Genomic DNA, 26,333 nt, shown 5'->3' on the forward strand with positions numbered 1-26,333 from the left:
CATGTATCTGGAACTGAAGGGCATACGCAAGGAGTACGACGGCTTTCCGGCTGTGGATCAGCTCGACCTCCAGGTGCATCAGGGCGAGCTCCTCTGCATCCTCGGCCCCAGCGGCTGCGGCAAAAGCACCACCATCGGAATGGTAGGCGGATTCATCCCTCCCACAGAGGGCGCCATACTGCTCGAAGGCAAGGACGTCACCCGGCTGCCGCCCAACGTGCGCCCCACCTGCACCGTGTTCCAGAACTACGCCCTGTTTCCGCACATGACGGTGCTCAAGAACGTTGTGTACGGGTTAAAGTTCCGCAAAATACCTAAGAAAGAAGCTCTCAAGCGCGGGGAGCGCATGCTGGAGGCCATGGACCTGTACGACCTGCGCTCTCGCAAGGCGACCATGCTCAGCGGCGGCGAACAGCAACGGGTTGCCCTGGCGCGGTCCATGATCCTCGAACCCAAGGTCCTGCTCCTGGACGAGCCGCTCAGCAACCTGGACGCGAAGCTGCGCTTCCATCTGCGCAGGGGCATCAAGGAGCTTCAGGAGCGTACCGGCGTCACTATGTTCTACGTCACCCACGACCAGGAAGAGGCGCTGGGCTTGTCCGACCGCATGGTGGTCATGAACAGAGGCCGCATCGAGCAGACAGGGCCGCCGGAATCGCTCTACACACGGCCGGCGACCTCTTTTGTGGCTGAATTTCTGGGCAGGGTCTGCGTTGTCCGGGAAAACGGCAGACGTCTCATGGTGCGCCCGGAGGACATGTTCTTTGCCGATCCTCCAGGTCGCTTCACCGGCCGTGTACAGCAACGCCTGTTCAGCGGCCCTATCACCACCTATTTCGTGAACGTTGGGCAGGAGCGCCCTTTTGAGGTGGACGTGCTCAGCAACGCGGACAGCCAGCGAGACATCGGCGAGACGGTCTACATCGACTGGCGGCGGGATATGAGCGTGGGCGCCTGATACACGCTTTAATGGTCACCCTTTCAGCAAACGCGTCTCCGGATGCAGCATGCCAACGCGCAACAGCCCGCCCTTGCGCAGGAACGGAAGCCGCGCCCGGACGCCGAGGATACCAGTTCGCACCGGAGAGTAGCCGAACGCCCACCGAAACCTGGCTGCACAGCCTGGGCGGATCTGAACGCGCGCGATGCAGGAGGCCGAGAGGGTCACGGGGCAGAAGCCCCACACCGGAATAAGAAAAGGGTTCCGAGATGTCCCCGGAACCCTTCATGAAATATCTGGTGGGTCGTGCTGGGCTCGAACCAGCGACTCTCTGCTTAAAAGGCAGATACTCTACCAACTGAGTTAACGACCCGCGTGGAAACAATCTCAATATGCCACCTCTTGGCTGCTCGTCAAGGACAATTCCAGATTGAGCAAAAAATCACTCCATCGCCAAATTCAGACAATTTTCCCCTTGCCAACCGCCAGTGGGTATGATTAATGTCCCTGTTCCGCGGAGAGGTGACCGAGCTGGCCGAAGGTGTACGATTGGAAATCGTATGTACCCTAACCCGGTACCGGGAGTTCGAATCTCCCCCTCTCCGCCAGATGAAATTTAAGCCTTGCTGCTCAGCACGTTACTGAGCAGCAAGGCTTTTTTATTGCCGCTATTCCGCCCTGTTGTTCCAATGGGGCGGAGGTCGGCTCTCTTTGTTGCATCGCGAACGCTCAGGGCGCCTCACCCTGCGCGAACGGCCTTGAGGATGCGTTCGGCAGCAAATGCCGGCGCTATATCCGCTCTGGTCCCCGAAGAGATGCTGAGGCTGCCCGACTCCTGCATCGGCAGACTGTCCGAGGACTCCGTTAGAGCGCACTCGAACGCGGTCCTGAGCTTCTGGAAGGACTGCTCCACCTCCAGATAGGCGTTCCCTTCACGCCACGGTAGCTTGAGGCTCTTGCTGATGGTGCCATCCGTATGCGGCGGCGTCATCAGCAGATAGTACTCGGCAGGCGACCAGTCGGCGCGCTCGTTCTGGCCTGGCCAGCAGTAGGTCAGTCCGGCGTCCGGCGGCTTGGGGATACGGCTCTCGATGCGCACGGCCGGCACGCCGAGGCTTTTCTCGTACTCGGTCAATGTGATGGTGTAGCTCAGGACAGGACGGAAGTTCCCGCGCTTTTTGGTGATGGTCCACTCGATATTCATAGGCGCTGTTCCAACGTTACAGCCCGGCCCAAGAGCCACGCCGCGTGCAAAGGGTTGAAGTCATGGTAGCCGATTCGCCGGCCTGCCCGGCCTGTCCGGGGCGGGCCTCCGGGCGCACGGACTCATGAGAAACGCAGCCGCGCGATCCTGCACGCCAGCCGCGGCCTCAGCACGGGCATCCGGCCGAGGTAGCCGAACCATTTCCAACGCCCCTTGTGGTAGTCGTACAGATTCCACTCCTCTACAAACTGGATGGCGTTGTGCCACGTTTCCAGATCCCGCGTTTTCCTGGGGCTCCATTTGAACTCCGGTGCATCGCCCACCTTGCTGACCGATTCATGCTTCTTGCCCTTGCCGACAAGGAATGGGGGCAGCAACTCGATGAGCATCTCAGCATGGGGAAAACGCTCGGCGAGCCGCCGGAAAAGCGGCTTGAGCTCATCTTCCGTGAAATACATGAGCAGCCCTTCCGCGATGATCAGCACATGCTCGCCGGAATCCTCCACAGCATCGAGCCAGCTTTTGTCAAACATGGACGCGGCGATAAACGTGTTGTTGGGCCCTTCGGAAAAGTACCTGCGCCGCAACGCGATGCCCTCGGGTACATCCACGTCGTACCAATGGGCCACGGCCTCGCAGTTCAGGCGCTCGAACCGCGTATCCAGGCCGGCTCCGAGATTGATCACCACAACGTTTTTGCGCAGACGCAGGAACCGCTCGGCCGCGTCGTCCAGCAACATGGAGCGCACCGAGACCCCGACTTGCGTGAGCCAGGCGTTCCTGAACTTGCCGAAGTCGTAGTCCATGCCCTGAACTATTGTGACGGCCTTCTCATCCCGGATGATGGGATGTTTGCGCCGCGTCTCCTCTGCCCGCGCCCACAGGGGGATGAGCATGGTTTCCGATACACCGTGTAATTGTTGATTCATGGTTATCCTCGTGCGCCGAGGCGCGCCTGCAGAACACGGTCGCTCTACGAGCACGCCTCCATAAGCACGACCTCCCCGAAGGGCGGCTGTGCGTGGTCTGTATTCGGAGTTACCCAGAGCACCGGGTAATCCGGTTCCTCCGGGAACCTGTCGCATTCCATATCCGTAAAGTAGACAAGGCAGGCCGGGGCCTCGTCGTCCACCTGCAACTGTTCGAAGGGCGGGCGGAAGTCCGTGCCCCCACCGCCCGTGGCCGCGAAGTCCAGAGGCAGGTCCCAGCGGGCCAGCTTCTGCTGCGTGGTCAGGGCTGCATCGCAGGTGAATACGGTGAGCGTGGCGTCGAACTCTTCGAGCACGGCGGACAGCTCGGCCGCGAAGCTGTCCAGCTCGGGCTGGGTGATGCTGCCGGAAACGTCCACGGCAACGGCCACGTCTGCCAGCTCCTCGCTCTCCAGGCCGGGCAGATAGAGCCCGGCGTGCAGATAGCGGCGATTCGGACGGACCCAGGAGAAGTCGTTGCGCGCGGCATTGTCCAGAAAACGACGGAGCAGCTCCCGCCAGCTCAGGGACGGCGACAACGCTTCGCTGAGCAGCCGCTCCAGCGTGCCGGGCAGCTCGCCGGACTCCCGGGCCTTGTGCAGTGCCTGGGCCACGGCGACCTGCAAGGACTCCTCCTCGCCGGTCCTGTCCGCGCCGCCGTCGTTTGTTCCGTTTTCGGGCGGGGCGTCGCGCACCTCGCCGGTCATGCCCGGATCGTTGCCCTGCGCATCCTCGGCTGGCGCTTCGCCCTCGTCTCCGGCGGCAGCTGCCGCTGCGCCCTGCTCGCCATCTCCCTCGGCCGAATCGTCGCCTGCCTCCGAGCACTCGGAGCCGTCGCCGCTCGATGCGCCGGTCCCTCCCTCGGCCTCTTCTCCGGCGTCCGTTTCCTGCTCCGGGCCGGACTCGGCCCCGCCCTTGCTTTCCTCCCGGTCCACCAGATTGGCGTAGATGGCGTCCGCGCTCTTGCCGTGGTGCGCCGGATCGTCCAGGTAGCCGCCGGGCAGTTCCATGCCGGCGTCGAGCAGGATGGGGTTGATGGCGTAGTCGCAGGCCTTGTTCCACATGGCCTTGTCCCGGTCGCCGCGGCGCAGGTGATGGCCGCAGGCCAGGTGCAGCACCTCATGGCATTGCAGCCCCTTGACCTTGGCCAGGGGCATGACCTCGATGTACGCCGGGTTGTAGGCCAGGACGCGGCCGTCGGACCATGCGGTGCGGCAGGTCGGGTCCTCTTGCAGATCCAGCCGCAGGGCCAGATGCGCAAAGAACGGCTGGTCCAGCACCAGCTCGCTCCTGGCCTTGATCATCTTGGTGCGGGCGGCCTGGTTCACGAAACCAGAACCTCGTGGTTGTCCCGCGCCCAACCCTGGAAGGCTTCCGTCTCAACAATGGACGGCTCCACGGCGGCGGCGTCGCGCATGAGCAGCACGCTGAATTCCACAGGCATGCGCGACGCCAGCACGGCGAGGCCGGGCATGGTCCGGTCCGAGGCCTCGCGTGCCACAGACTCGCACATGGCGTAGATCACGGCCGGGTCCTCGGGAATGCGTACCGTGGACGGATTGGTCAGCATGGTTTCCGCGTCCGGCAGCTCGTTGTAGATGTTGAGGAACCCGATGCACTCCGCTGCGGCGGCCTCGCCCACTGCGCCCTTGAGCAGCGCATGGGTTATTGCTGCAGGCCGGCCTGCGGCAATAATGCGCGAGGCGAACTCCCAGGAACGCGGCGAAGGGAAAGCCTTCTCGCTCTTCCTGGGGTCGAAAGCGTGCAGCAACTTGGGCCTGAAACGCAGGAACGCCCGTAGCCTGGGGTCCACGCCGCTGCGCTCCGCCCAGGCCAGCCAGTCGTCCAGATCCGGGTCGAAGTCGAGGTGGATCATCCGGTTGGCCAGGGCCGAGGGCATGCGATGGGTCACGGCCCGGTCGCTTTCGCGGTTGCCCGCGGCCACGATGGTCCAGCCTTCGGGCAGCGCGTACTCCCCGAGCTTGCGGTCCAGGATGAGCTGGTAGCATGCGGCCTGCACCAAGGGCGGTGCCGTGTTCAGCTCGTCGAGAAAGAGGATGCCCCGGCCTTGCCGAGGCAGGAACGAGGGTGGGCACCACACGGCGTTGCCGGCCTCGTCGATGCGCGGGATGCCCCGCAGATCTACAGGATCGAGCAGGACCGCGCGGATGTCGATCAGCTCCATGTCATGATCGGCCGCGACCTGGGCCACGACCTGGCTCTTGCCCACTCCGGGCGCGCCCCAGAGAAACACGGGCTGCTGAATTTCCAGCAACAGCTCCAGGGCGGAAATAATCTGAGTCGGTTTCATTGAATTGCGTACCTCCGGCAATTTGTCTTGAGTCGGTTGTATTGAAAATGATTATCAACGTCAACCGTGGAACCACTGAATCCGACGATTTTTGTCTGGATCGAACGCCCTTCCCCATCTCGCTTGATTAACGAACTATCCACAGATTCTCCGCGGCCTGCTTTTCCAGTCCGGAATAGTCTGCATAGCTTTCGTAATTGATATTGACTCTCAAAGTTATTTTCACTATCCATCACCTATGCACTCTCCCAAGGAGCTTTCATGACCCTCTCTCAGCGCACGGATCTGCGCATTGTCCACGCCATCCCCGGCCGAGTTCGAATCAAATCACCACTCCTCAGACAAAGCTCCGCAACACTCTCCGAGGCGCTGCAGCGCGAGGAGTTCGTCCACTGGGCGCGGCAGAACACCGTCTGCTCCAGCCTGATCGTCCGCTTTGATTCCGGGGTCGACACGGCCGCGGTCATGCGGCTCGTGGCGTCGATTCTGGGCGTGAGCTACAAGCCCGCGTCATCCCCCCGCTCCCCCGCCGTCTGTCCTCACGGCGTGTGCTCGCCTGCCGCGCCGTGCCGCTGCGCTGCGCCGCCCGAGAACAACGTCACCGTCGCGGCCATGCGCTTCGGCGGGCTGACCCTGGCCATGGGCTGGATTCTCGCCAGAAGGATCGTCACGGGAGCCATGACCCAGGCCGGCCTGTTCAGCCCGCTGGGAGCGGTGGCTATTGTCGGCGCGCTGCCGCTGTTGCGTGGGCTGGCCAAGGACGCGCGCCAACGCAAGGTGCGGCTGGACTCCTTTCTGGCCGGCTCCATCGTGGCGGCCATCGCGGCCGGCGAGGTGGTCACGGCCCTGGAGGTGCTCTGGATCACGGCCGGCGGCGACCTGCTCAAGACCTGGATCACCGAGCGCTCCCGGCGCGCCGTGGCCGAAATTCTGGAGGTCACGACCCACCATACCTTTGTACTGCGCGACGGCGTGGAGGTGGAAACGCATGTGGACCAGCTCGTCCCCGGCGACATCGTGGTGGCCCACACCGGTGAGAAGATCGCCGTGGATGGAAAGGTCACCCGCGGTCACGCCCTGGTGGACGAGTCCACCCTGACAGGCAATGCCGAGTTCCCGGAACGCAAGAAAGGCGACCGCGTGTTTGCCGGCACCATGGTCCGCCAGGGCGTTCTGTACATCGAGGCCGAATGCGTGGGCGACAACACCTACCTCGCGCGCATCCTGCACATGATCGAGGAAGGATTGGCCAACCGCGCCCCTATCGAGGGCATGGCCGACCAGCTCGCACAACGCACCGTGCGCATCGGCGGCGTGGTTACGCTGGGCACGCTGTTGGTTACGGGCAACCTCATGCGCGCTTTCACCGTGCTGCTGGTCATGGCCTGCCCCTGCGCCACGGTGCTCGCCGCCTCCACAGCCGTGAGCGCGGCCATCAGCACGGCGGCGCGCAATGGCGTGCTCATCAAGGGCGGCCGCTACCTGGAGCAGATCGGGGACGTGGACGTGGTCTGCTTCGACAAGACCGGCACCCTGACCACAACCTCGCCCCGGGTGGAGGCCCTGATCTCCCAGGACGGCGCATCCCGCGAGGAGCTGCTCCAGCTTGCCTACTCGGCCGAGATTCACAACCACCACCCCCTGGCCGAGGCCATCAAGGTGGCGGCGGAGGCGGCCGGGGTGACGCCCACGCCCCACGACGTCTGCGAGTACTTCCTGGGCCAGGGCGTGCGCTCCGTGGTGGAAGGCCGGACGATCCTCATCGGCAACGCCAAGCTCATGAAACGCTTCAAGGTGAAGCTCGCTGACGTCAACGCCCAGGCCGAATCCATCAGCGCGCGCGGGCTCACGACGTTGTTTCTGGCCAAAGACCGCGAGGTCCTCGGCATGTTCGGCATCGCCAACCCCCTCCGCGACGAGGCCGTGGACGTGGCCAGAAAGCTCCACAGCCAGGACGTGACGCTCTGCCTGGTCACGGGAGACGAGGCCCGCACCGTGGCGGACCTTTCGGAACGGCTCGGCATTGCAAAGACGTACAGCTCCATCCTGCCCGACGGCAAATCCGCAGTCGTGGAAGAGCTCCAGAGCGAGGGCAGGCTCGTGGCCATGGTGGGGGACGGCGTGAACGACGCCCTGGCCCTGGCCGTGGCCGACGTGGGCGTGGCCATGAGCGCCGGCGCGTCCGAGGCGGCCATGGAAGCGGCGGACATCGCCCTGATCCGCGACGACCTCAGCCAGCTCACCTACATTCGCGATCTGAGCCGCAGGACCACGGCCATTGCCCGGCAGAACTTCTGGATAGCGACCGGCACCAACATCATCGGAGCCGTGGGCGGCATTGTGGGCGCGATCAACCCGCTCATGGCCGGCATGCTGCACATCGTCCACACCATGGGCGTGATCGGCAACTCCTCACGGCTGCTCGCCTACGACCATACACCCGACAAAAACTGAGAGGCTTCATGGACTTCGACGATCTCATGTCGCTGCGGCGATATGTTTCCATTGCGCATCACGTGCCCGGCAGGCTGCGGCTCAAGTTCAACCCGGCCGTGCGCAACGACCCAAGATTCGACGCATTGCGCGATGCCGAAGCGCCGTTCCCCGGCGTGCAGGCCACGCGCATCAACACCATGGCTCGGTCCATGGTCATCGAGTACGACGCACGGATTCCCCAGAAAGAAATCGCCGGTCTCTTCAACGGCGACGAAGAGGCGGCCCGCGACAGCTTCGACAGAATCACCGAAATCGTCCTGTCCTAGTGCTCCGCCCACAACATCGAGAACGACAACAGGAGGAAGACTTCCATGAGCACCCATGCGGAAGACGTCAACACACAAGCCGGTCCTGACATGCAGACCGGTAAACCAGCCGACACGGGACCGGCCGGAGCAACCGGGCAGACCGGTCCCACCGGAGCGGCCGGCCAGCCGAATCCCGGCATGCAGAGCCCTGGCATGGGCCACATGCATCTGACCGAGCACATAACCGGCATTCCCTCGAACGTGGGCATGGCGGCGGCCCAAGGCCCCACTGCCGCTGGAGGCCCCGGAGACATGGCCGGCTTCGTCGATCCGTACGGCATGGCCGGTCCTGCTGCGGCTCCTTTTGGTTTCGAGCAACAAGGCGGTGCCACCGGATATCAGGGTGGACCTGCCGGATACCAGGGCGGCGCGCAAGGCGGCATGGGTGGCTCTGGTTGTGAATGCGAAACCGCCGCTCCCGACCAGGGTCCCGGGCAGGGACAGCCCCAGGCTGGCGTGCAGGGTCCGGCCTTCAACCCCGGCCCGGCGCCAGGCCCGGCCCAGGGTCCCGAGGCTTGCCAGCACCATGTCCAGCAGCCCGGCATGGCCGGCCAGTACTACGGCCCATTCCCCGGCGCATTCCCGGGCGGTCCACAACCCGGACCATTCCCTGGTGCATTTGCGGGAGGCCCCCAACCTGGTCCGTTTCCCGGTGCGTTCCCCGGCGGTCCGCAACCCGGACCGTTTCCTGGTGCCTTCCCCGGCGGCCCACAACCCGGCGCATTTCCCGGAGCCATGGGACAGCCCCAGGACCAACCCGGCGACGCCCACTCCGGCGGATGCGGATGCGGCGGGCACACGGCCGGTCCCGAGCAGGGATTCAACGATTACGGCGCCATGTTCGGCCACGTCTCCGGCATGGTGAACGACTTCATGAACGGTCGCACTCCCGACGCTCAGAAGGTCATGGGCATGCTCGAAAGCTGCTCCTCCCAGTTCTGGAAGGGCGCTGCCGTGGGCGCGGGTCTCGGGCTGCTGCTTTCCAGCAACGCCGTGCGGGATGCCATCTCCGGCATGGTGGGCGGTGTCTTCGGCGGCAAATCCAGCACAACCTCTACGAACGAATAAGAAGGAGTCGATAAATGAGCTCGAACTACTACCTGGCCATGCGCGGCAGCACCGGAGTTTCCACCACAACCTACAGCACGGCCAACAGGGCCCTTGCCGTAGGCGGCGCGGCCATGATCATCGGTGCGGCGAGCGGTCTGGCGCAGGGCATCGCCCAGGCCAGGGACGGCTCTATGACCGGACAGCAGGTGGCGGTCCACACGGCAAAGGAAGCCCTGGGCACCGGTCTTGCCGTGGCCGCCGGCGCAAGCGTCGCCTCGGCCCTGAGCATGCGCGGAGCCCTGGGCATTGCCGGCATGATCGCCGTGGGCGCGGCCGTCAAGTACACCTGGGATCAATCCATGTCCCGCGACCTTCTTTGCAAGAGCGCGAGCGCTGCGGAAGAGAAGCCCGCCAAGACCACCGAGAAGAAACCGGCCCCCAAGGCCGCCAAGTAGGAACCTGCCATGAGTCAGCAATACTACTACCCGCACGATGCGTACTACGCGCAGCAGATGCAGCAGCAGCCGAGTCAGCAACAGCAGTACGCGCAGTACCCCAACTACCAGCAGTACCCGGCGAACTACGACGGCATGTGCACCTCTCCTCCTGGCGTGCAGAGCTGGTTCAACTTCAAGGACGGCCACTATCTGCGCGGCTTTCTCATCGGAGCCGGCGTGGCCGTGCTGCTCACCAATCCGCGCGTGCAGCAAGCCGCCGTCAAAGGCGCGGTGACCCTGTGGACCTCGGCCCAGGGCGCCGTGGAGGAGCTCAAGGAAAAGGTCCAGGACTTCCGGGCGGAGATGAGCCACAAGGCCTCGTCCTCCGACGAAGAGAAGGCCTGATGAACCCGTGTCACAATCATCCCGTAGCAGGCGGCCATTATGGACAGGGCCGCCTGCCCGGTCTGACCGATCGCGAACGGCGTGAATGGGCCAAGGTCGGCATGGCCGCGTCCATGGGCATGCTCGTGCTGACCGGCTTTCTGCAAGGCGACTCGGCGCGCAAGTGGCACATCGCATCGGGCGTGGCGCTCATCGGCTTTTCCTGGTGGCACCATTCCCTGTACCAACGAAGAGAGTCCGCGTGACATCCGCAAGCACAACCGAATGTCTGAACCCGGGCGCACGACCTAGCCAATCCGGCGCGAGCAACCCGCTGGACTTCACCATAGTCCACGAGTTGCCGCGCCGTATCCGCCTGCGCAGCGGCAGGCTGCTGGATCCCTGCCTGGATGTGAACTACCTGGAGGCCCTGCTCGGAGCCGTGAGCGGCGTATCGTCCATCCGGGTCAATGTCCGCGCGCAGAGCCTGGTGGTGGAGTATGACGGCAGCTCCAGATGCCGGGACGAGATCATGGCCCTGCTCTCCTCCATTCCGGTGGAGGCGTACCTGCCCGATGTTTTTGACGAGGAGACCGCCGACCCGGTGCGCCTGGCCATGCGCGGCGCTCTGGCCCTGGCCACGCCGTTCCTGAACCGCGGCGTCGCCGCCCCCCTGACCTGGCTCAACGGCGCGCCGGTCATTGCCAATGGCGTGGAGACCCTGCTCATGCGCGGGGTCAAGGTCGAGGCGCTGGACGGCTCGGTGGTGCTCTTCTCCCTGCTCCGGAAGGACTTCGTCACGGCCAACATGATCGTGGCCCTGCTCGGCCTGGCCCACTTCATGGAGCAACGGCTGGAGCACAACGCCACGTCGCTGCTCAAGAGCCTGCTCCGGCCCCAGGCAGAGGACGCCTGGGTGTTGCGCGACGGCATGGAGGTCAAGGTGCCCTTTGCCGAGATCGTGCCCGGCGACCACGTCATCTGCGGCGTCGGCGAGCAGATACCGGTGGACGGCATGGTGGTGGACGGCGAGGCATCCCTGAACACCAGCTCCATCTCCGGCGAGTCCGTGCCCGCCCACACCTCGCCCGGCGACGACGCGCTCTCCGGCAGCGTGGTGGAGGAAGGCCGGCTGGTCATCGAGGCGCGGGAGGTTGGTTCGAGCACGCATCTGGCGCGCATCGGCCGCTATCTGGAAAGCTCCCTGCGCTACAGATCAAAGAGCCAGCGCCGCACCGCAGAGCTGGCCGACAGGCTCGCACCGGCCACGCTGGGCCTGGGGCTCGCCCTGTTCCTGCTGACGCGGGACATCCGCCGCTCCGCCTCGGTGCTGACCGTGGACTACTCCTGCGCCCTCAAGCTGGCCACGCCTGTGGCCGTGCGCACCAGCATGTACGCCGCCGGCAAGGAAGGCGTGCTGCTCAAGGGCGCGCACGCCCTGGAGGCCTTCGCCAACGTGGAGACCATCGTCTTCGACAAGACCGGCACCCTGACCACCGGCGACCTGCACGTGACTGACGTGCTGCCCGCCGCAGGTACGGAGCTGGACGAGGACGGTTTGCTTTCCCTGGCTGCCGCGGCAGAGGAGCACTACGCCCACCCCGTGGCCCGCGCCGTGGTCTTGGAGGCCGAGGCCCGCGGGCTTGCCCTGCCGGCCCTGAGCCAGGTGGACTTCATCGTGGCCCACGGCGTGGCCGCATTCGTGGAGGGTCGCGAGGTCCTGGTGGGCAGCCGGCACTTCATCGCCGAGGACGAGGGCGTGGATTGCTCGCCCCTGGACGATCTCGCCGCGGAGCTGCGCGGCCAGGGCAAGTCTCTGCTGTATGTGGCCTCGCAGAAACGGCTTCTGGGAGTCCTGGCCCTGCGCGACTCGGTGCGCGAGGAAGCGGCCGAGACGCTGGCCGGGCTCAAAGCCGCCGGCGTCCGCAGGATCGTGGTGCTTACCGGCGACCACGAGCAGTCCGCGGCCAGTCTGCTGGAGCACCTGCCGCAGATCGACGAGGTCCATGCCGAGCTCAAGCCCGAGGACAAGGCCGATATCGTCCGCGAGCTCAGCGAGAAGCACGGCAACCTCGCCTTTGTGGGCGACGGCGTGAACGACGCCCCGGCCCTGGTCACCGCGGACGTGGGCGTGTCCATGCCCCAGGCGGCCGACCTGGCGCGGGAATCAGCCGCCGTGGTGCTCCTGCGCGAGGACCTGCGCTGTCTGCTCGTGGCGCGGGAAACAGCCATGCAGTCGGAAAAGACCATGACCCACTGCTTTGGCGCAACCCTGAGCGTGAACAGCATCATCATTCTGCTGGCCATGGCCGGCGCAACACAGCCCGTGCTTTCGGCGGCGCTGCACAACCTGAGCACCATCGGCATTCTGAGCTACGCTGCGGCCTCGGGCCTGCGCGCCACGCCCACGGTCAAGGCGCTCAGATCCAAAGACTCGACAACAATGGAGACGGCGGATGCCCCTGCACATGACGTTGACTGAAGCCCCCTCGGACGTACCTCTGGAGCTGGCCGCCGTGGCCCGGCGGGAGCTGGCTGACAGGCTGCGCCGCCTCGGCGTGGACCTGGGCGCGCGGTTCATCCGCTCCGGCGAGGGCGTGAACGCTCCCAGCGTCCGTGTCGGCCTGGTGAACACGAAGGACAACCACCCGAACGAGATCGTGCTCGGCGGCGAGATGGCCGCGCGGGTCATGGTCCACCTGGACGACGACCGCAAGCTGCCCCTGCCAGAGCTCGCGCCCGGCGATGAAGGCCATGTGGAAGGTCTGGTCTCGGACTGCATCTGCGCCAACGCGCTGCAGCAGCTCGGCATTGTGGAGAACGACCGCATCCGCCTGGTCCGCAGGCTGCCGCCCATGCGCTACGTGACCATGGTGAACGACGGGGGCCGCATGGCGCGCGTCGCCCTCAGCGACGGCCAGGCAGCCATGATCCGCGGCCGGTTCCTGCCCGACGGCCCGGAAGGGCAGTTCGCCCTGGCCCGTGTGAACACGGCCTTTCTGGTGGAAAAGACCCTGGGCGCCCCGCAGATGCTCGCCTCCCTCAAAAATCTGGGCGCGGTTCCCGGCGCGCAGCTCACCCTGGTGGAGGTCCAGCCTTCCCAGCAGGTGGCCCTGGCCGGCCATGCCTCCATCAAGCTCGTCACCCAGGACGGGCTCACCCTGCTCGTCCATCCCCACGACGCCGTGAAGATGACCGTGCTCGTGCCCTGAGCGCCAGGCCCGCCTCCGAGGAGTCGGCCCGGGGGGAGGCGCTCGGCATCGTTGTTGGGAATGGATTGGCTGGCTTTGCGGAGCTTGGATCGTCGCTACTTGGCAAGCAGCTCGCGAATCATGCTGTTGAGCTTGTTCAAATCCACGGGCTTGGACACGTAGCCGTCCATGCCAGCCTCCATGAACTCGTCTATCTGATCGGGCATGGCGTACGCCGTCAGGCCAATTATCTTCGTCTCCCGGACGCGCTGGTCCTTGGAGCTCCGGATGTGCCGTGTGGCCTCCACGCCATCCAGGACAGGCATCTGGACATCCATCAGCACCACGTCAAAGGCTTCCTTGCTCAGGATATTGACCCCCTTCTCGCCATTGGCGGCGGTGGTGACTGAATGGCCGTTCTGCTCCAGCACTTGCTGCAGGTACTTCAGGTTGATGGGGTTGTCCTCCACCAGAAGGATACGCAACGAAGCCACTGCGCCGCGCTGGGCGCCTTTCGCCCTGCCCGTGTTCTTGCGGCGTTTGTCCCGCTTGATCGGCAGTATGACAGTGAAGGTACTGCCCTTGCCCGGCTCGCTTTCCACCTGTATCTCGCCGTCGAGCAGCTCCACCAGCTTCTGCGTGATGGTGAGGCCGAGCCCGACGCCTTTGTTCGCCTTGGTCAGATAGTTCTCGGCCTGGTAGAACTTGTCGAAAATCCTGGAAATTTCATCCGAGCTCATGCCGACGCCGGTATCAACGATCTGAAAGCGGACCTGCGGCGTCTCGCCGGGAAGGAGGTCCACGATGAGCTCAATGCGGCCATCGTTGGTGTACTTGATGGCATTGTTCACCAGGTTCGACAGGATCTGATGAACTCGTTTGTCATCCGTGACTATGGTTTCGGGAACTTCGTTGCTGCACCCGCAGGTCAGGCTCACGCCCTTGGAGCTGGCGTACACGCGCTGTATCCCGCACACTTCGTCAATCAGCGTGCGCAGATTTGTGGTCTCCTGGGACAGAATGACACGATCCGCCTCAATCTGCGCCAGCTCAAGAATGTCGTTGAGGATGACCTGGAGCTGTTTTCCGGCCTGCGTGGCTAGGTTCGCATACTCCTTTACCTGGGCAAGCTCCCGCTCGCTGGAGATAAGATCGATCATCCCCAGCATGCCGGCAAGCGGCGTACGCAGCTCGTGGCTCATGTTCGCCAGGAACGCCGACTTGGCTTCGTTGGCGGCCTGAGCCTGCTCCTTGGCCTCGAAGAGGTCCTTCTCGTGGGCAAGCTGTTTGGTGATGTCCCGGAGCACGGCCACGGCGCCGATCTGCCCGCCGTCCACGTCGTGAACCGGCGCGGCATTGATGTTGAGCTGAATCGTCTTCCCGGATTCGAACTGTATCGTCACTGTGTCCGAGTCCATGGTTTTGCCGCGCAAGGCCCGGCCCAGGGCGATTTCGTCGGGTGTTATCTGCTCTCCATTGCGGGATATATTGAAGTGCTTCCAGCGCTCTTTTCGCGGTTTGTCAAAGAACTCCCTGTCCCTCTCGAATATGCGCATGGCTGGATCGTTAATCATCTGGACCGAACCGTCATTTGCGTACACGATGACGCCATCGTGCATGGATCTGATGGTGGCTTCCAACTGGAAAGCGCGGCGTTGCGCCTCGTTGTTGCTGGATTCGAGCTCGGCTGCCAGAGTTCGCAGCTCCTCCTCGGCCTGAATGCGGTCCGTGATGTCCCGGCTGGAGCCGGCCACGAACTCCACCTTGCCATCTTCATTCAGCACCGGGGCGAGAATGTTTTCGTAGCTGCCCACAACCCCTGTCGGGCTGGTGTAGTGCGTAACGTTCTTGACCATCTTGCCGGTGCGGAAGACCTCGTCGGCTCCACCCTGCAGGGACTTTTCGACCTCTTTGTCGTAGCCCAGCTCCTTCATGGTCTTGCCGACGGCCTCGCTCTCATCCTTGCCCCACAGCTCCAACAGCTTTTTGTTGGCGAAAATGAACCGGCCGTCTTTGTCCAAAAAGTAAAGATAGTCCTGCACAGACGAGAGGATCGCATTGAGCTGTTGGGTGCGCTCGTTCACCCGGCATTCCAGCTCGGACTCGATCTCCTTGTGCTTGGTGACGTCCATCATCAGGCCGACGACGCGCGTGGCCCGGCCGTTCTTGTCCCGGCTCACGGCGCGCGACACGCCCCGGCCCCAGATATACTCGCCGTCCTTGCGTTGGAGCCGTATCTCGACGTCACAGGTCTGGCTTTCGCCGCTCACAAAACGCTCGTACTTCTTGTTCAATGCGTCCCTGTCATCGGGGTGCACGCGCTCAGAAAGCCAGGACATGAAATGCTCCTGGTCCGGCAGCTCCTCTTTCCGGAACCCCAGCAGGTCCGCCCACTCGTCGCTGTAGTAGGCGCTGTTGTCCAGCGGCACGTTGTGGTCGTACACGCCCACGCCGGTGGCGCTCAGCGCCAGGGCAAGCCGTTCATTGCTGATGCGCAGCGTCTCTTCCATGGCCTTGCGGTCGGTGATGTCCACAAAGGTGAGCACCACGCCCTCGATGGTCTCCTCCAGGGTCCGGTACGGATAGATGCGCAGAAGGTACTGCCGGCCGTTCTGCGTGGCGACTTCCTCTTCCCGCGGTGTGAGGTTCTTCATCACGCCCTTGGACCAGCCGATGATGTCGGCATGCTGCGCCGTGGAAGAAAAATGGCTCAGTGAGCGACCAATGTCCGTGGGCTCCAGGTGGAAGAACTGCTTGGCCGCCGGGGTGAACTGGCGGATCACCAGATCACGGTCGATGAAAATAGTGGCGATGTCCGATGAGCGCAGGATGTTTTCGAGGTCGCTCTTGGCCTCGTCCAGCTCGGTGATCTTGGCCTGCAGCTCGGCGTTCACCGTGGAAAGCTCTTCGTTGAGCGCCTGCAGCTCCTCCTGCGAGGTCTCCAGCTCCTCGTTGCTGGACTGGAGCTCCTCGTTCATGGACATGAGCTCTTCGTTGGAGGACTTCAGCTCCTCGTTGGCGCTTTCCAGATCCTCCACCGTGGTCTGCAGCTTGTCGCTCGTGTCCTGGAGTTCGTCTTCCAGCTGCTTCACCAACTGGTCGCGGGCCTCGTCCACAGGAATCGGCGGCAGCGCCTCGTCCGTGCATTTGTTCTGCTCCGCGACGAACGAAAGCAGAAGAAACTGGTGTTTTCCGGATATTTTCACCGGCGCGGCCATCAGGGACAAGTAGTCGTCGCCGCTTTCGCTCCGGATACCCGAGTATGAAACTCCCTCGCCATCGTTGCGAGCCTTGTGCATGGCGGAACGCACATGCGGACGAATATATTTGCGGGCTGCCGAGTAGACGTCGCGCGAGGGATCGCCCTCGGCTAGGCCGAGGAATGGCGAAACGTCCCCGTGTATCTGGATGATCTCGTCGCTATCATTGACGAGAACACTGGGCGGGCCGAACTGCGATGTGATGGCGTCTCTGAGAATGGAGCGCGCGTCCGGACGCTTGCCCGCATCCTGATCGGTGGAGGCGAAGCGCCCCCGCCACGGAGCGGCGCTGGTCAAAGGAACGTCCACCCGCGACGCCGGAACTTCCTTTCGCTCGTATATCTTCCATTTGTTATCGATGGTCTTGAAGTACTTGGCGAATGGTCCCAGGGTCTCGGACGGTCCCAATAAAAGGAAGCCGCCCAGATTGAGCGCGTAGGCAAAAAGAGGCACGACCTTCTTCTGCGCCTCGTTGGTCAGATAAATGAGCAGGTTGCGGCAGCTGATAAGGTCGAGCCGGAAGAACGGCGGGTTCGCCACCAGGTCGTGCGGCGCGAACACCACGCTTTCGCGGATGCTGGATGCTATGGTGAACTGGCCGTTGTCTCGGCGCAGATACCGCTGTCTGTACGGCAGCGGTATGTCCTCCACGGCGCTGGCCTGGTAGCGGCCGGTGCGGGCTTTCTGGATGGCCTCTTCGTCCACGTCCGTACCGAAGATCTGGAGGCCGCGGCGATCCTTGCGCTTGTCCTGATAGCTGTGGATCAGCATCGCCAGGGAGTAGACCTCTTCGCCCGTAGAGCAGCCCGGCACCCATATGCGCACCGGATCCTTGCCGGGCTTGGCCTTGAATATCTCCGGCAGGACATGCTCTTCCAACGCCTGGAACGCTTCAGCATCGCGGAAGAAGCTGGTGACGCCGATGAGCATCTCCTTGAGCAGGATCTGGACTTCTTCGTCGTCGGATTCGAGCAGCTTGCGGTATTGGTCCAGGTTCTCCCGCTCCCGCAGGAGCAGGCGCTTTTCCACGCGCCGGCGCAGGGTCGTGCGCTTGTAGCTCGTCAGATCGCGGCCTGTCTGCCTGCGGACTTCGGCAAGAATCTGCTCCAGGGCGTCGGCATCCGGAGAGAGGTGGCTGTCCGGCTCTGGCAGCACCGCCCCGTGCTTGTCCAGAAAGTCCGCCAGCCGCGCTGCCAGGCCGCTAGGCGGCAGGGCCACGTCTGCGGCGCCTGCGTGCCGCGCTGCCATGGGCATGGAGTCGAACTTGGCCGTGGACGGCTCCTGGATCATGGCCAGGCCGCCGGCGAACTTGATCTCCTTGAGCCCCAAGGCGCCGTCGCTGCCGGTGCCGGAAAAGATGATGCCCACCGTGTGGTCCCTGGTCTCCTCGGCCAGAGAGCGGAAAAACTCGTCGATGGGCCGGCGCGCTCCGCGCCGCTCCTCCGGCTTGCTCAGATGGAGCATGCCGTTCTTGACGCGCATGCTCGCATTGGGCGGAATCACGTGGATCTGGTTGGGCATGAGCTTCATGCCCTCTTCCGCCTGCACCACGGACATGTCCGTCACCTTGCCCAACAGCTCGGGCAGCATGCTCTTGTGGTTCGGGTCGAGATGCATCACGAGCACGAATGCGCATCCAGGAGATGGCGGCAGGTTGGTGAAGAACTCCTCGAAAGCCTCCAGGCCGCCGGCGGAAGCACCCAATGCGACTACGCAAACGGTATCGGCTGCATGCTTTTCTGACATCTATGAACTCCAGTCGCCCAATTACAATACATCTCGGATTTTTTTGTATCTCAATATATTACAATATAGACCGACTCTTGGGCAACTACTTATGCCGTGGATTTTAATTCTTTAATTGTATTTTAAATCATGACGCTATGTTATGGAAAGCACTTACCCGATACATCGGGTACTTACCCATTCCAGCAGCCTAATTTTATTACTATTGCATGGAACAGCGCCGGCATGCACATCCAGAGCGGAGGACGCTCCGTATCTGGTGCATTTTTGCCTACAACAGGCGCGGCAGCAGCGGGCCATCCTTTTGCGGGCGGCCCACCACCTGCGGCAGGTACTTGTTGAAGAACCAGACCAGCGGCAGGCAGGCGGCCAGGCTCAGCGCCGTGAGCGCGGCCGTGGCGGCGGTGACGACCAGAGCGTTCGCCGGCAGGGAGCCGACGATCCACTTGGCGAAGGGGATGTTCAAGAAGTGGTAGAACACGCCGTTGAGGATGAAGAGGGTAAGGACGTTGCGCCCCATGAAGGCCAGGAAGCGGTGCTCGCCGGAGGCCCTGGCCAGTAGCAGAAGCATCAGCGACCCGACGAGCGCCGTGAAGGGGAACCAGAACACGTTGCCGTGGGCGGAGAGGACGATGACCACGGCGTCAAAGTACCGGAACGGCCCTGTGTTCAGGTTGTAAGTAAGCCAGACGACGAGGCAGCACGCCGCGGCTCCCAGCAGCAGCGTCCTGCTCCCGCCGCGCTTTTCCTGCTCGCTGTGGTTGACGAGGAAAACACCCCGCCGGCGCAGCAGGATGCCCACGAGATAGAACGCGTACCCCACGGGCGCCTCCTGGATGAACCAGTAATTCCAGCGGAATATCTTGTCGAACTGCAGGAACTGGAAATCCAGATTGATGTAGTAGCCGATAAGATAGAAGCACACGGCCGCGAGGACGATGCGCTTGTTGGTCCGCATATGGCGGCCCACGAGATAGTGCAGCACCTCCACCGAGACCAGGCTGGCCATGAACCACATGGGGATGTTGAACACGGGGAAGCCCAGCAGCGTGCGCACCAGGCCCGCGGCGTAGCCCTGGAGCGTGTAGGGGGGCGGTCCCAGGGCGGCGAAGTTGCCCGGAATCATCAGGCTCAGAACCAGGAACAGCAGGCTGAAGAAAAAGTATGGGACGAGCCGCGAAGCGGCCAGCCGCCGGAAAAACTCCCCGACCTTGAGGAAAAGCTTCTCCGGTTTGGCCACGTATCCCGCCACCAGGAAGAAGAACGGCATGTGGAAGGAGTAGATGAACTTGTACTGCATGCCGGCCGTTTCATAGCCCAGGTTCATCACCTGCTCTATGATGTGGCCGTAGTAGACCAGAACCATGCCGTAAAGGCGCGCGACATCCAGAGCGACCACGCGCCGGTCCCCGAGCGGAGGTGGATACTCGCTAATGGTAGTCATTACTGGAGGGATATCCCCTCCAGATGGCCAAAGTCAAGCTATTCGAGGTAATTGGAGCGTGTTTCACTGCGCCCAGCGCCGCGCGGCTTCGATGGAATCGTCGAAATCGCCGCGCAATCCGTCGAGCATGCTGCACGCCTCGTCCACGAGATTCCCGCGCAAGCAGCTCTCGATATTCAGGCATTTCTGCGCCACATGCCGGAACCCTATGGTTCGGCAGCCGCTGGCGATGTAGTGGGCCAGATCGGCCGCCTCGCCATGCTGTCCGTTGCGCACGAACCGGTATATCGCGTCGAGGTGCTGCCCTGTGTCCTCTTCCAGCAAATCGATGAGCTCCAGAAGGTTCGCCTTCTGGTGCAGGAAGGTCTCTTCCAGATACGCCTCGTCGAGCAGCTCCGGCGAGTTGTCCGCCCCCTCGGCCGTTTCCGCGGCTGCATTTTGTGCAGCAGAGGAAGAATCGGCCACCGCGCCCGGTTGGATCAGGTGGATGCGCTCGGCAGGTATGAGCTTCAGGGCGGCGAGCATCTGGCGGATGGTGAAGGGCTTGGTGAGGTAGCCGTCCAGGCCGGCGGCCATGATGTTCTCGCGCTCTTCCGGCATGGCGTATGCCGTCAGGGCGATGACCGGAACATTCGCATACGGCTTGTCGGAGCCGCGGATGCGCCTCGTGGCCTCCACGCCGTCCAGCCGCGGCATGTTGATGTCCATGAGCACGAGGTCGTACGGCGGGTCGGCTTGCTCCAGGGCTTCCAGCGCCTCCTGGCCGTTCTCCACCACAGTGAGCCGGCACCCGGCGTCGGAAAGCAGCTCCCGGATAAGGAACTGGTTGATCGTGTTATCCTCGGCGGCGAGGATATGCAAGTTGGCGAAGCTGTTGGACGTTTCGATATCGATCTCTTCGTCCGGGTACTCGTCGGCTACGGGGGCCGGGATGAGCAAAGTGAAGGTCGAGCCCGAGCCGTGCTCGCTCTCCAGCGTTATCCCGCCGCCCATGAACTCGGCCAGCCGTTTGGATATGGCAAGCCCCAGTCCGGTGCCTCCGTGGACCTTCTGGTAGGAGCTGTCCAGCTGGGTGAACTCCTGGAAAAGCTCGTGCCGGCGCCCTTCCGGAATGCCGAGGCCCGTATCCTGAACGTCGATGCGGACCCGGCTGTCTTCGCCTTCGCCCTCGTACCGCGCGGTCACGGCCACCCTGCCCTTCTCCGTGAACTTGACGGCGTTGGAGACGAGATTGCGCAATATCTGGTGCACCTTGGCCTCATCCAGAAGCACTATCTCCGGCAGGTCCGACGCGAGGTCAAAGGTGAACTCCAGCCCCTTTTCCCTGGCCATGGGCTCGAAGATGGCCACGCCCTGCTGGATGGATTCCGCGAGATACACGGCCGACGGCCTGAACTCCATCCGGCCGGCCTCGATCTTGGAAAGATCCAGAATATCGTCGATGATCACGCGCAGGGCCTCGCCGGCCCGCTTCATGTACCGGGCGTACTCGATGTTCTTCTCGATCTTCAGGTTGTCCAGCAGAAGATCCGTCATGCCCAGCAGCCCGGTGAGCGGCGTGCGTATCTCGTGGCTCATGTTGGCCAGGAACTCGCTCTTGGCCTGGCTGGCCTTGTCCGCCTCCTGCTTGGCCCGCTGCAACGCCGCTTCGGTCTTTTTCCTGCCGGTGATGTTCTGGGTCACGCCGATCATGCGCGATATCGTGCCATTCTTTCCGGGCAGAGCCACCCCGGCTGAGAACACCCAGAACTCGTCATCCGGCGGATATCCGGCGATGCGGTACTCGACCTGGAACGTGCCTGTGTGGCGCATGGCGTTCATAAACGAACGCCGCACATGAATCTTGTCCTCGGGGTGCACGGCCTCGATCATGTCCCGCGGGGTTTTCGGCATGACTGAGCCCCACATGCGCTCGGCATTGGCCGACCATTTGTAGGTCTGCCGGGCCAGATCGCACTCCCAGCCGTACATGTCGGCAGCCTCGGCCGCGATGCGCAGCCGCTCCTCGGACTCGCGCAGCGCCTCCTCGATCCGTTTGCGCTGGGTGATGTCCATGATGGTCTGCACGGCGCCGATGACCTCGCCATCGCCCAGGACGATGGGCGCGGCCTGGGAAAGCACGTGCACTGGCTCGGCGCTGCCCTTGGGGTACAGCAGATACTCCTCGTCGGAAACGATCTCGCCCTGAAGCGCGCGGTATCCCACCAGCTCCTCAACTGACATCTCGGTGCGATCCGTCTTGAGCGTCTTCATCAGCGCAATCCGCTCGGGGGCCGACAGGCCTTCGAGCTCCTCCAGGGTAAATCCGAACAGCTCTTCAGCGGATTTATTGAGGTAGCTGACGGTGTGGTCCATGTCATAGAATACATTGCCGATGGGCGCGCTCTGCAATGCAGCCTGCAGCTCGCTGGTGCGGCGTTCGCTATCCCGCCGCGCCTCACTGGCCTCGCGTGCCGTCTCTATGAGCAGGTCCTCCAGCTCCTTGCGCCATGTCACGTCGCGGCTCACGCCGACCAGGGCTACGGCCTTGCCGTCCTCGTCGCGAATGACCTTGCGGTTGTCGCTGAACCAGCGGTACTCCCCGCTTTTCGCAAGCCAGCGGTACTCCACGGGCACGCCGGGGTCCTGCCCTTCGATCACCTGATTCATGTAGACCGCCACCCATTCGCGATCCTCCGGATGGATGCGCTCGAGCAGGGCCTTTTCCGAAAGATCGAGCAGCTCTTCCCGAGTGAAGCCTGTCAGCTCCGCATGGGCCGGGCTCATGACGGTGAAGCGCCGGTTCGCGAGCTCGATCATGTAGATGCCTTCGCGCGAGTTTTCCAGCACGGTGCGGAACCGCTCCTCGCTTTTGCGAAGCGCCTCTTCGGAGTGCTTGCGCTCCGTGATGTCCTGGGTCGTGCCAAAGGCGCCCAGCAGCCGGCCGTCCTCGTCTTTTTCGAGGGATGCCAATTGACGCACCCAGTACGTCTTCCCATGCCGGACTATACGGTGCTCCAGGTCGAACGGCTCGCCAGCAAGAGCCGCCTGCCATCGCGCGTCCACAAGCTCGTGGTCGTCCGGATGTACGCATTTCAGGAAGGTGCCATAGGTCTGCGGCGAGCCGGGCTCCACCCCGAAGAGCCGATAGGCCTCCTCGGACATCAACAGCACATTTTCCTGGATGTTGAGGCGCCAGCTGCCCACCTGGGCCACGCTCTGGGCGCGGCGCAGGTCCTCCCTGCTTTCCAGCAACGCCTTCTCCGCCCGCTTGCGCAGCAGCGCTTCGAGAATACCCACGGCCAGCGCCGTAGCCGCCTCCACATCACTGTCGTCATAACCACCGGGCTTGTTGGCCAGGCCGATCATGCCCACGGTGCTGCCGCCCTCCAGCAACGGCACGCCGAGAAACGACTCCAGTGGGGGGTGCCCCTCTGGCAGGCCCACGCGATTCGGATGCACCGTGGGATTGTTCACGATAAGGGGCGCGCCGTTTTTCAGTACCTGGCCGTATATTCCGTGGATGTGGAAGCCCTGGGGCGGTACGCGGCGTTCCAGCCGGCCTTCCACGTGCATCGTGCACACGTCCCAGCCCGGATCGCTGATGGCGATGTCGTTGAGCATGCCATCCGCGCCGATCTCCCCCAGAAAACCGAAGCTGCTGTGTGTGATTTGCTCGGCCACTTCCAGGCAGGCCATGCCCAGCTCCTCCTCGGAGTCGCAGCTGAGCGACTTCCAGAACACCGCGCTGAGCCCTTCCAGCACCGCGTTCTTGTGCAACAGTCGCTCCTCGATAACCTTACGCGCCGTAATGTCCTTGATGACCTGGAGCATGAAGCGCTTGCCCTCGATGGTCACGACGTCCGCGGAGATGAGCGTGGTGCGAACCTTTCCCTTGCTGTTGCGCAGCCGGGCTTCGAAGTTCCGTACCGAGCCGTCCTTGCCCGCCGCCTCGAAAAAAGCCTCGCGTTGCTCCGGCGAGCCCCAGATGCCCAGATCCAGCGCCCTCTGCCCCACGATCTCTTCCCAGTGGTAGCCGAACATGCGCAGAAAGGCGTCGTTGATGTCCAGGAACCGCCCGTCATCCAGCGACTTCAGCGCCACGGCGTCCGGGTTGGCCTGGAACAGGCTGCGGAACCGCTTCTCGCTTTCGAGCAGCTTCTGCTGAGTCTGCTTGATGGCTGTCAGGTCCACGGCGATGCGTACGTGGATGTCGAACTCCTGGTCCACCTGCGCGGCGGCGCCCAGAAATGGCGTGCGCTCGCCGTCCGGCCGGAGGAACTCCTTCTCGTTCCCCACATACCGGCCTTTGCGTTGCAGCACCTCGTCCATGTCGCTGTCGGACTCACGGAACTCCGGTGCCAGGCTCTCCAGCCAGTTGATGCGGCCCGCCTGGAAATCCTCGCGCGCATGGCCCATCATGCGCAGCATTTCGTCGTTGATGTAGGTGATGTCGCCACGGCTGTTGCCGAAGCTCACCCCCACAAGGTTGGCCTCGGCCAGGCTGCGGAAAATGGCCTCGCTCCTGTGCAGCGCCCGCTCGGCATCCTTGCGTTCCGTGATGTCCTGAATGACCAGCACGCTCCGCGTCTGCCCTTCCGCGTCGGTGTACAGGGTGGAGGCGACCTCCCCTTCGAAGACGGAGCCGTCCTTGCGGCGCAGGCGCAGCTCCCCGCGGGCCTTGCCTGTTCGCGCCCGTTCCTCCTGCCAGGGGACCAGACGCGGGTCGTTGGGGTCCACGCGCTCGGAGCGGTGGGAGCCTATGAGCTCCTCCTCGCTCATGCCGAACAGCTCCTGCGCCTTGACGTTGGCGGCGCGATAGAAGCCGTCCGCCGAAGTGATCAGCACGCCGTCCAGAGAGCCGTCAAAAAACGTGCGATACTTGAGCTCGCTCTCCCGCAGGGCCTTCTCGGTCCTGTTGCGCTCCGTGACGTCCTGGACAACCGAGTACAGAAGCTTTCTGCCGCCGATCTCCACCGCTCCGCTGTAGACCTCCACCTCGCGCAGCTCTCCCGTTGCAAGGCGATGCACCATATCGAAACGGTGCTGCTCGGACGATGCTGCGCGGTTCATGCGCGACTGGATCTCGTCGGGCGGGGCTGTATTGATGGCGCCGATGTTCTTGCCTTGAAGCTTCTCCTCGCCGTAGCCGTAGAACGCCACCGCCGCCGGATTAGCCTCGACGATCGTGCCGCTTTCCGGATCAATCAGCAGCATGGGCAGGTGCTTGTTTTGGAAGAGGCCGCTGTAGAGCTGCTCGCATTCGTGCCGGGCCTGCTCCGAATGTTCGCTGCCAGCGATGGGCCGGGAAAAACTGGATGCGCCGATCACCTGGCCCGAGCTGCCGCGAATGGGATGGAACCGCGTCTCGTATCGGAATATTTCCCCGTCGCGTCCGGAGAAGCGTTGCTCCACCGTGAGCTCTTCGCCGTTCAGGGCGCGTCGCCAGTGGCCGACCACGCGGTCCTGGTACTCGTCGTTTTGAGACAGGATCTGGGAGAGGTCCGCGCCGGTCTGGATGTCCACGCCGAAGACCCGGCGCATCCCGTCGCGGAAGGCCTGGTTGCATACCAGCAAGTGAAAACCTGTATCCACGGCTACGGCCAGGTCGGACGTGCCCTCCAGAATGCCCGCAAGCAATGCGGCCTGAGCGCGAATCTCGTCTTTCGCCGGGTCTTCAGCACCCGTTCTTTGGCTGGGATGGGTCATGGAGAGGGGTCTTCCTCCTCTGGCGATGCTGCCGGAAAGACTCACCCAATAACTACCCCAGATGCGAATCTGTCACAACCACCCGTAAAAGATATCTATGGTTACAGGGTTTCAAATTCCCATATCTATCGGAAAAACGGTCGGCGGTCCGGGATATCTCGACAAACACGACCATACAGTGCGGCGACAATCACACGAACCACGATATCGTGTTCAAATGCCAGCACCTGCAGTATAAAATGATAACTCAGTTATAAGGTTACCGGGGGGGATCCATAGACAAGAGAACGCGGCTACCCTGTATTATCAGGATGGCCGCGTTCTCTTGTCTTTGGCATCATATTGGCCGGGGTCGTCAAGCACTGTGCATGCGCGCGTCACGGCCCTTGTGTCGCGTTGTCGCGGAAGCTCTGCCTGAAACGCTCCCGCTCCTCCGGCGTCATCTTCTGCCAGCGCTCGCGCAGCTCTTTTTTCTTGTCCGCCGGCAGCTCACGGAACTTCCTGCGCGCGGCTCGAATCCGTTCCTGCTCCTCGGGCGGCAGCTTCTTGAACTCCTCATACCGCTTGCGCGCCTTTTCCCGCTCCTCCGGCGTCATCTTCTTCCAGCGCTCCATCCGCCTCTTCGCGCGTTCGCGCTCCTCCGGCGTCATCTTCAACCAGCGAGTTGCACCACGCTCCAGGCGCTCCTGCTTTTCCGGGGTGAGGGTCTCCCACTTCTTGGAAAACCGCTTGAGCACATCCTGCTGCTCCGGCGTGAGAGCATTCCAGGAAACCCCACTTTGAGCCAGCGCCGGCACGGCCGACAGCACCAGCGCCATGACCAGCGCCAGGGAGATGACGCGGCGCCACGCCTTATTCACTCGCATACTCCCGCTCCCTGAATCTGGCCTGCCGCGTTCCATTCTG

At 63.3% G+C, this 26,333-nt stretch carries 17 protein-coding genes and 2 tRNA genes; 10 read left to right on the forward strand and 9 right to left on the reverse strand.

All coding sequences use genetic code 11. The annotated features are described in order from the left end of the window. The first annotated feature begins 1 nt into the window (after position 1). On the forward strand, positions 2 to 958 hold the full coding sequence (locus tag E8L03_RS08690) for an ABC transporter ATP-binding protein (RefSeq protein ID WP_171267114.1): 957 nt from the start codon (positions 2 to 4) through the stop codon (positions 956 to 958). Positions 959 to 1,237: 279 nt separating this feature from the next. On the opposite strand, the gene E8L03_RS08695 is transcribed toward E8L03_RS08690, so the two are convergent. Beyond that, positions 1,238 to 1,313: transfer RNA gene (locus E8L03_RS08695), tRNA-Lys, on the reverse strand. A 143-nt stretch (positions 1,314 to 1,456) separates the two neighbouring features. Here E8L03_RS08695 and E8L03_RS08700 point away from each other — a divergent pair. Further along, positions 1,457 to 1,548 (forward strand) — tRNA-Ser (locus tag E8L03_RS08700). Between the two features lie 131 nt (positions 1,549 to 1,679). Here the strand turns inward: E8L03_RS08700 and E8L03_RS08705 are convergent. From E8L03_RS08705 to E8L03_RS08720, 4 genes are all read right to left on the reverse strand, one after another. After that, complete coding sequence (locus E8L03_RS08705; RefSeq protein WP_171267115.1) at positions 1,680 to 2,144, reverse strand: hypothetical protein; 465 nt, start codon at positions 2,142 to 2,144, stop codon at positions 1,680 to 1,682. Between the two features lie 122 nt (positions 2,145 to 2,266). After that, the gene (locus E8L03_RS08710) at positions 2,267 to 3,073 is read right to left on the reverse strand and encodes a class I SAM-dependent methyltransferase (RefSeq protein WP_171267116.1); all 807 of its coding nucleotides are present in this window, start codon (positions 3,071 to 3,073) and stop codon (positions 2,267 to 2,269) included. Between the two features lie 44 nt (positions 3,074 to 3,117). Next, complete coding sequence (locus tag E8L03_RS08715) at positions 3,118 to 4,440, reverse strand: vWA domain-containing protein (protein ID WP_171267117.1); 1,323 nt, start codon at positions 4,438 to 4,440, stop codon at positions 3,118 to 3,120. Continuing rightward, positions 4,437 to 5,423 carry an AAA family ATPase gene (locus tag E8L03_RS08720; RefSeq protein WP_171267118.1) on the reverse strand — a complete coding sequence of 329 codons (987 nt, stop codon included), beginning with the start codon at positions 5,421 to 5,423 and terminating at the stop codon, positions 4,437 to 4,439. The genes E8L03_RS08715 and E8L03_RS08720 overlap by 4 nt, the downstream gene beginning before the upstream one ends. Positions 5,424 to 5,684: 261 nt before the next feature. On the opposite strand from E8L03_RS08720, the gene E8L03_RS08725 reads away from it, so the two are divergent. From E8L03_RS08725 to E8L03_RS08760, 8 genes are read left to right on the forward strand one after another with little or no spacing between them, the layout of a single operon-like run. Beyond that, complete coding sequence (locus E8L03_RS08725; protein WP_171267119.1) at positions 5,685 to 7,877, forward strand: heavy metal translocating P-type ATPase; 2,193 nt, start codon at positions 5,685 to 5,687, stop codon at positions 7,875 to 7,877. Positions 7,878 to 7,885: 8 nt separating this feature from the next. Further along, on the forward strand, positions 7,886 to 8,185 hold the full coding sequence (locus tag E8L03_RS08730) for a heavy-metal-associated domain-containing protein (RefSeq protein WP_171267120.1): 300 nt from the start codon (positions 7,886 to 7,888) through the stop codon (positions 8,183 to 8,185). Positions 8,186 to 8,230: 45 nt separating this feature from the next. Continuing rightward, complete coding sequence (locus tag E8L03_RS08735) at positions 8,231 to 9,295, forward strand: hypothetical protein (RefSeq protein WP_171266201.1); 1,065 nt, start codon at positions 8,231 to 8,233, stop codon at positions 9,293 to 9,295. 14 nt (positions 9,296 to 9,309) lie between these two features. Further along, positions 9,310 to 9,732, forward strand: coding sequence for a magnetosome protein MamC family protein (locus E8L03_RS08740; protein WP_171267121.1), 423 nt, complete (start codon positions 9,310 to 9,312; stop codon positions 9,730 to 9,732). Positions 9,733 to 9,741: 9 nt separating this feature from the next. Further along, complete coding sequence (locus E8L03_RS08745; protein ID WP_144233604.1) at positions 9,742 to 10,119, forward strand: YtxH domain-containing protein; 378 nt, start codon at positions 9,742 to 9,744, stop codon at positions 10,117 to 10,119. Continuing rightward, positions 10,119 to 10,364 (forward strand): hypothetical protein, encoded by a 246-nt coding sequence (locus E8L03_RS08750; protein WP_144233603.1) that lies wholly within the window; start codon positions 10,119 to 10,121, stop codon positions 10,362 to 10,364. Before E8L03_RS08745 ends, E8L03_RS08750 begins: the two co-directional genes overlap by 1 nt. After that, on the forward strand, positions 10,361 to 12,580 hold the full coding sequence (locus E8L03_RS08755; RefSeq protein ID WP_244963701.1) for a heavy metal translocating P-type ATPase: 2,220 nt from the start codon (positions 10,361 to 10,363) through the stop codon (positions 12,578 to 12,580). Before E8L03_RS08750 ends, E8L03_RS08755 begins: the two co-directional genes overlap by 4 nt. Beyond that, complete coding sequence (locus E8L03_RS08760; RefSeq protein ID WP_171267122.1) at positions 12,567 to 13,310, forward strand: ferrous iron transport protein A; 744 nt, start codon at positions 12,567 to 12,569, stop codon at positions 13,308 to 13,310. Before E8L03_RS08755 ends, E8L03_RS08760 begins: the two co-directional genes overlap by 14 nt. Positions 13,311 to 13,405: 95 nt before the next feature. On the opposite strand, the gene E8L03_RS08765 is transcribed toward E8L03_RS08760, so the two are convergent. The 4 genes from E8L03_RS08765 to E8L03_RS08780 form a co-directional block, all read right to left on the reverse strand. Continuing rightward, on the reverse strand, positions 13,406 to 18,295 hold the full coding sequence (locus E8L03_RS08765; RefSeq protein WP_171267123.1) for a chemotaxis protein CheB: 4,890 nt from the start codon (positions 18,293 to 18,295) through the stop codon (positions 13,406 to 13,408). 271 nt (positions 18,296 to 18,566) lie between these two features. Further along, a complete protein-coding gene (locus E8L03_RS08770; RefSeq protein WP_144233600.1) occupies positions 18,567 to 19,739 on the reverse strand; it encodes an acyltransferase family protein in 1,173 nt (390 codons plus the stop codon). Positions 19,740 to 19,802: 63 nt separating this feature from the next. After that, positions 19,803 to 25,427, reverse strand: a complete 5,625-nt coding sequence (locus E8L03_RS08775) for a PAS domain S-box protein (RefSeq protein WP_171267124.1) — start codon at positions 25,425 to 25,427, stop codon at positions 19,803 to 19,805. Positions 25,428 to 25,804: 377 nt separating this feature from the next. Continuing rightward, on the reverse strand, positions 25,805 to 26,293 hold the full coding sequence (locus E8L03_RS08780) for a DUF3106 domain-containing protein (protein ID WP_171267125.1): 489 nt from the start codon (positions 26,291 to 26,293) through the stop codon (positions 25,805 to 25,807). Between the last annotated feature and the right edge of the window lie 40 nt (positions 26,294 to 26,333).

This window comes from Oceanidesulfovibrio marinus, from assembly GCF_013085545.1.
GTDB classification, from domain to species: domain Bacteria; phylum Desulfobacterota; class Desulfovibrionia; order Desulfovibrionales; family Desulfovibrionaceae; genus Oceanidesulfovibrio; species Oceanidesulfovibrio marinus.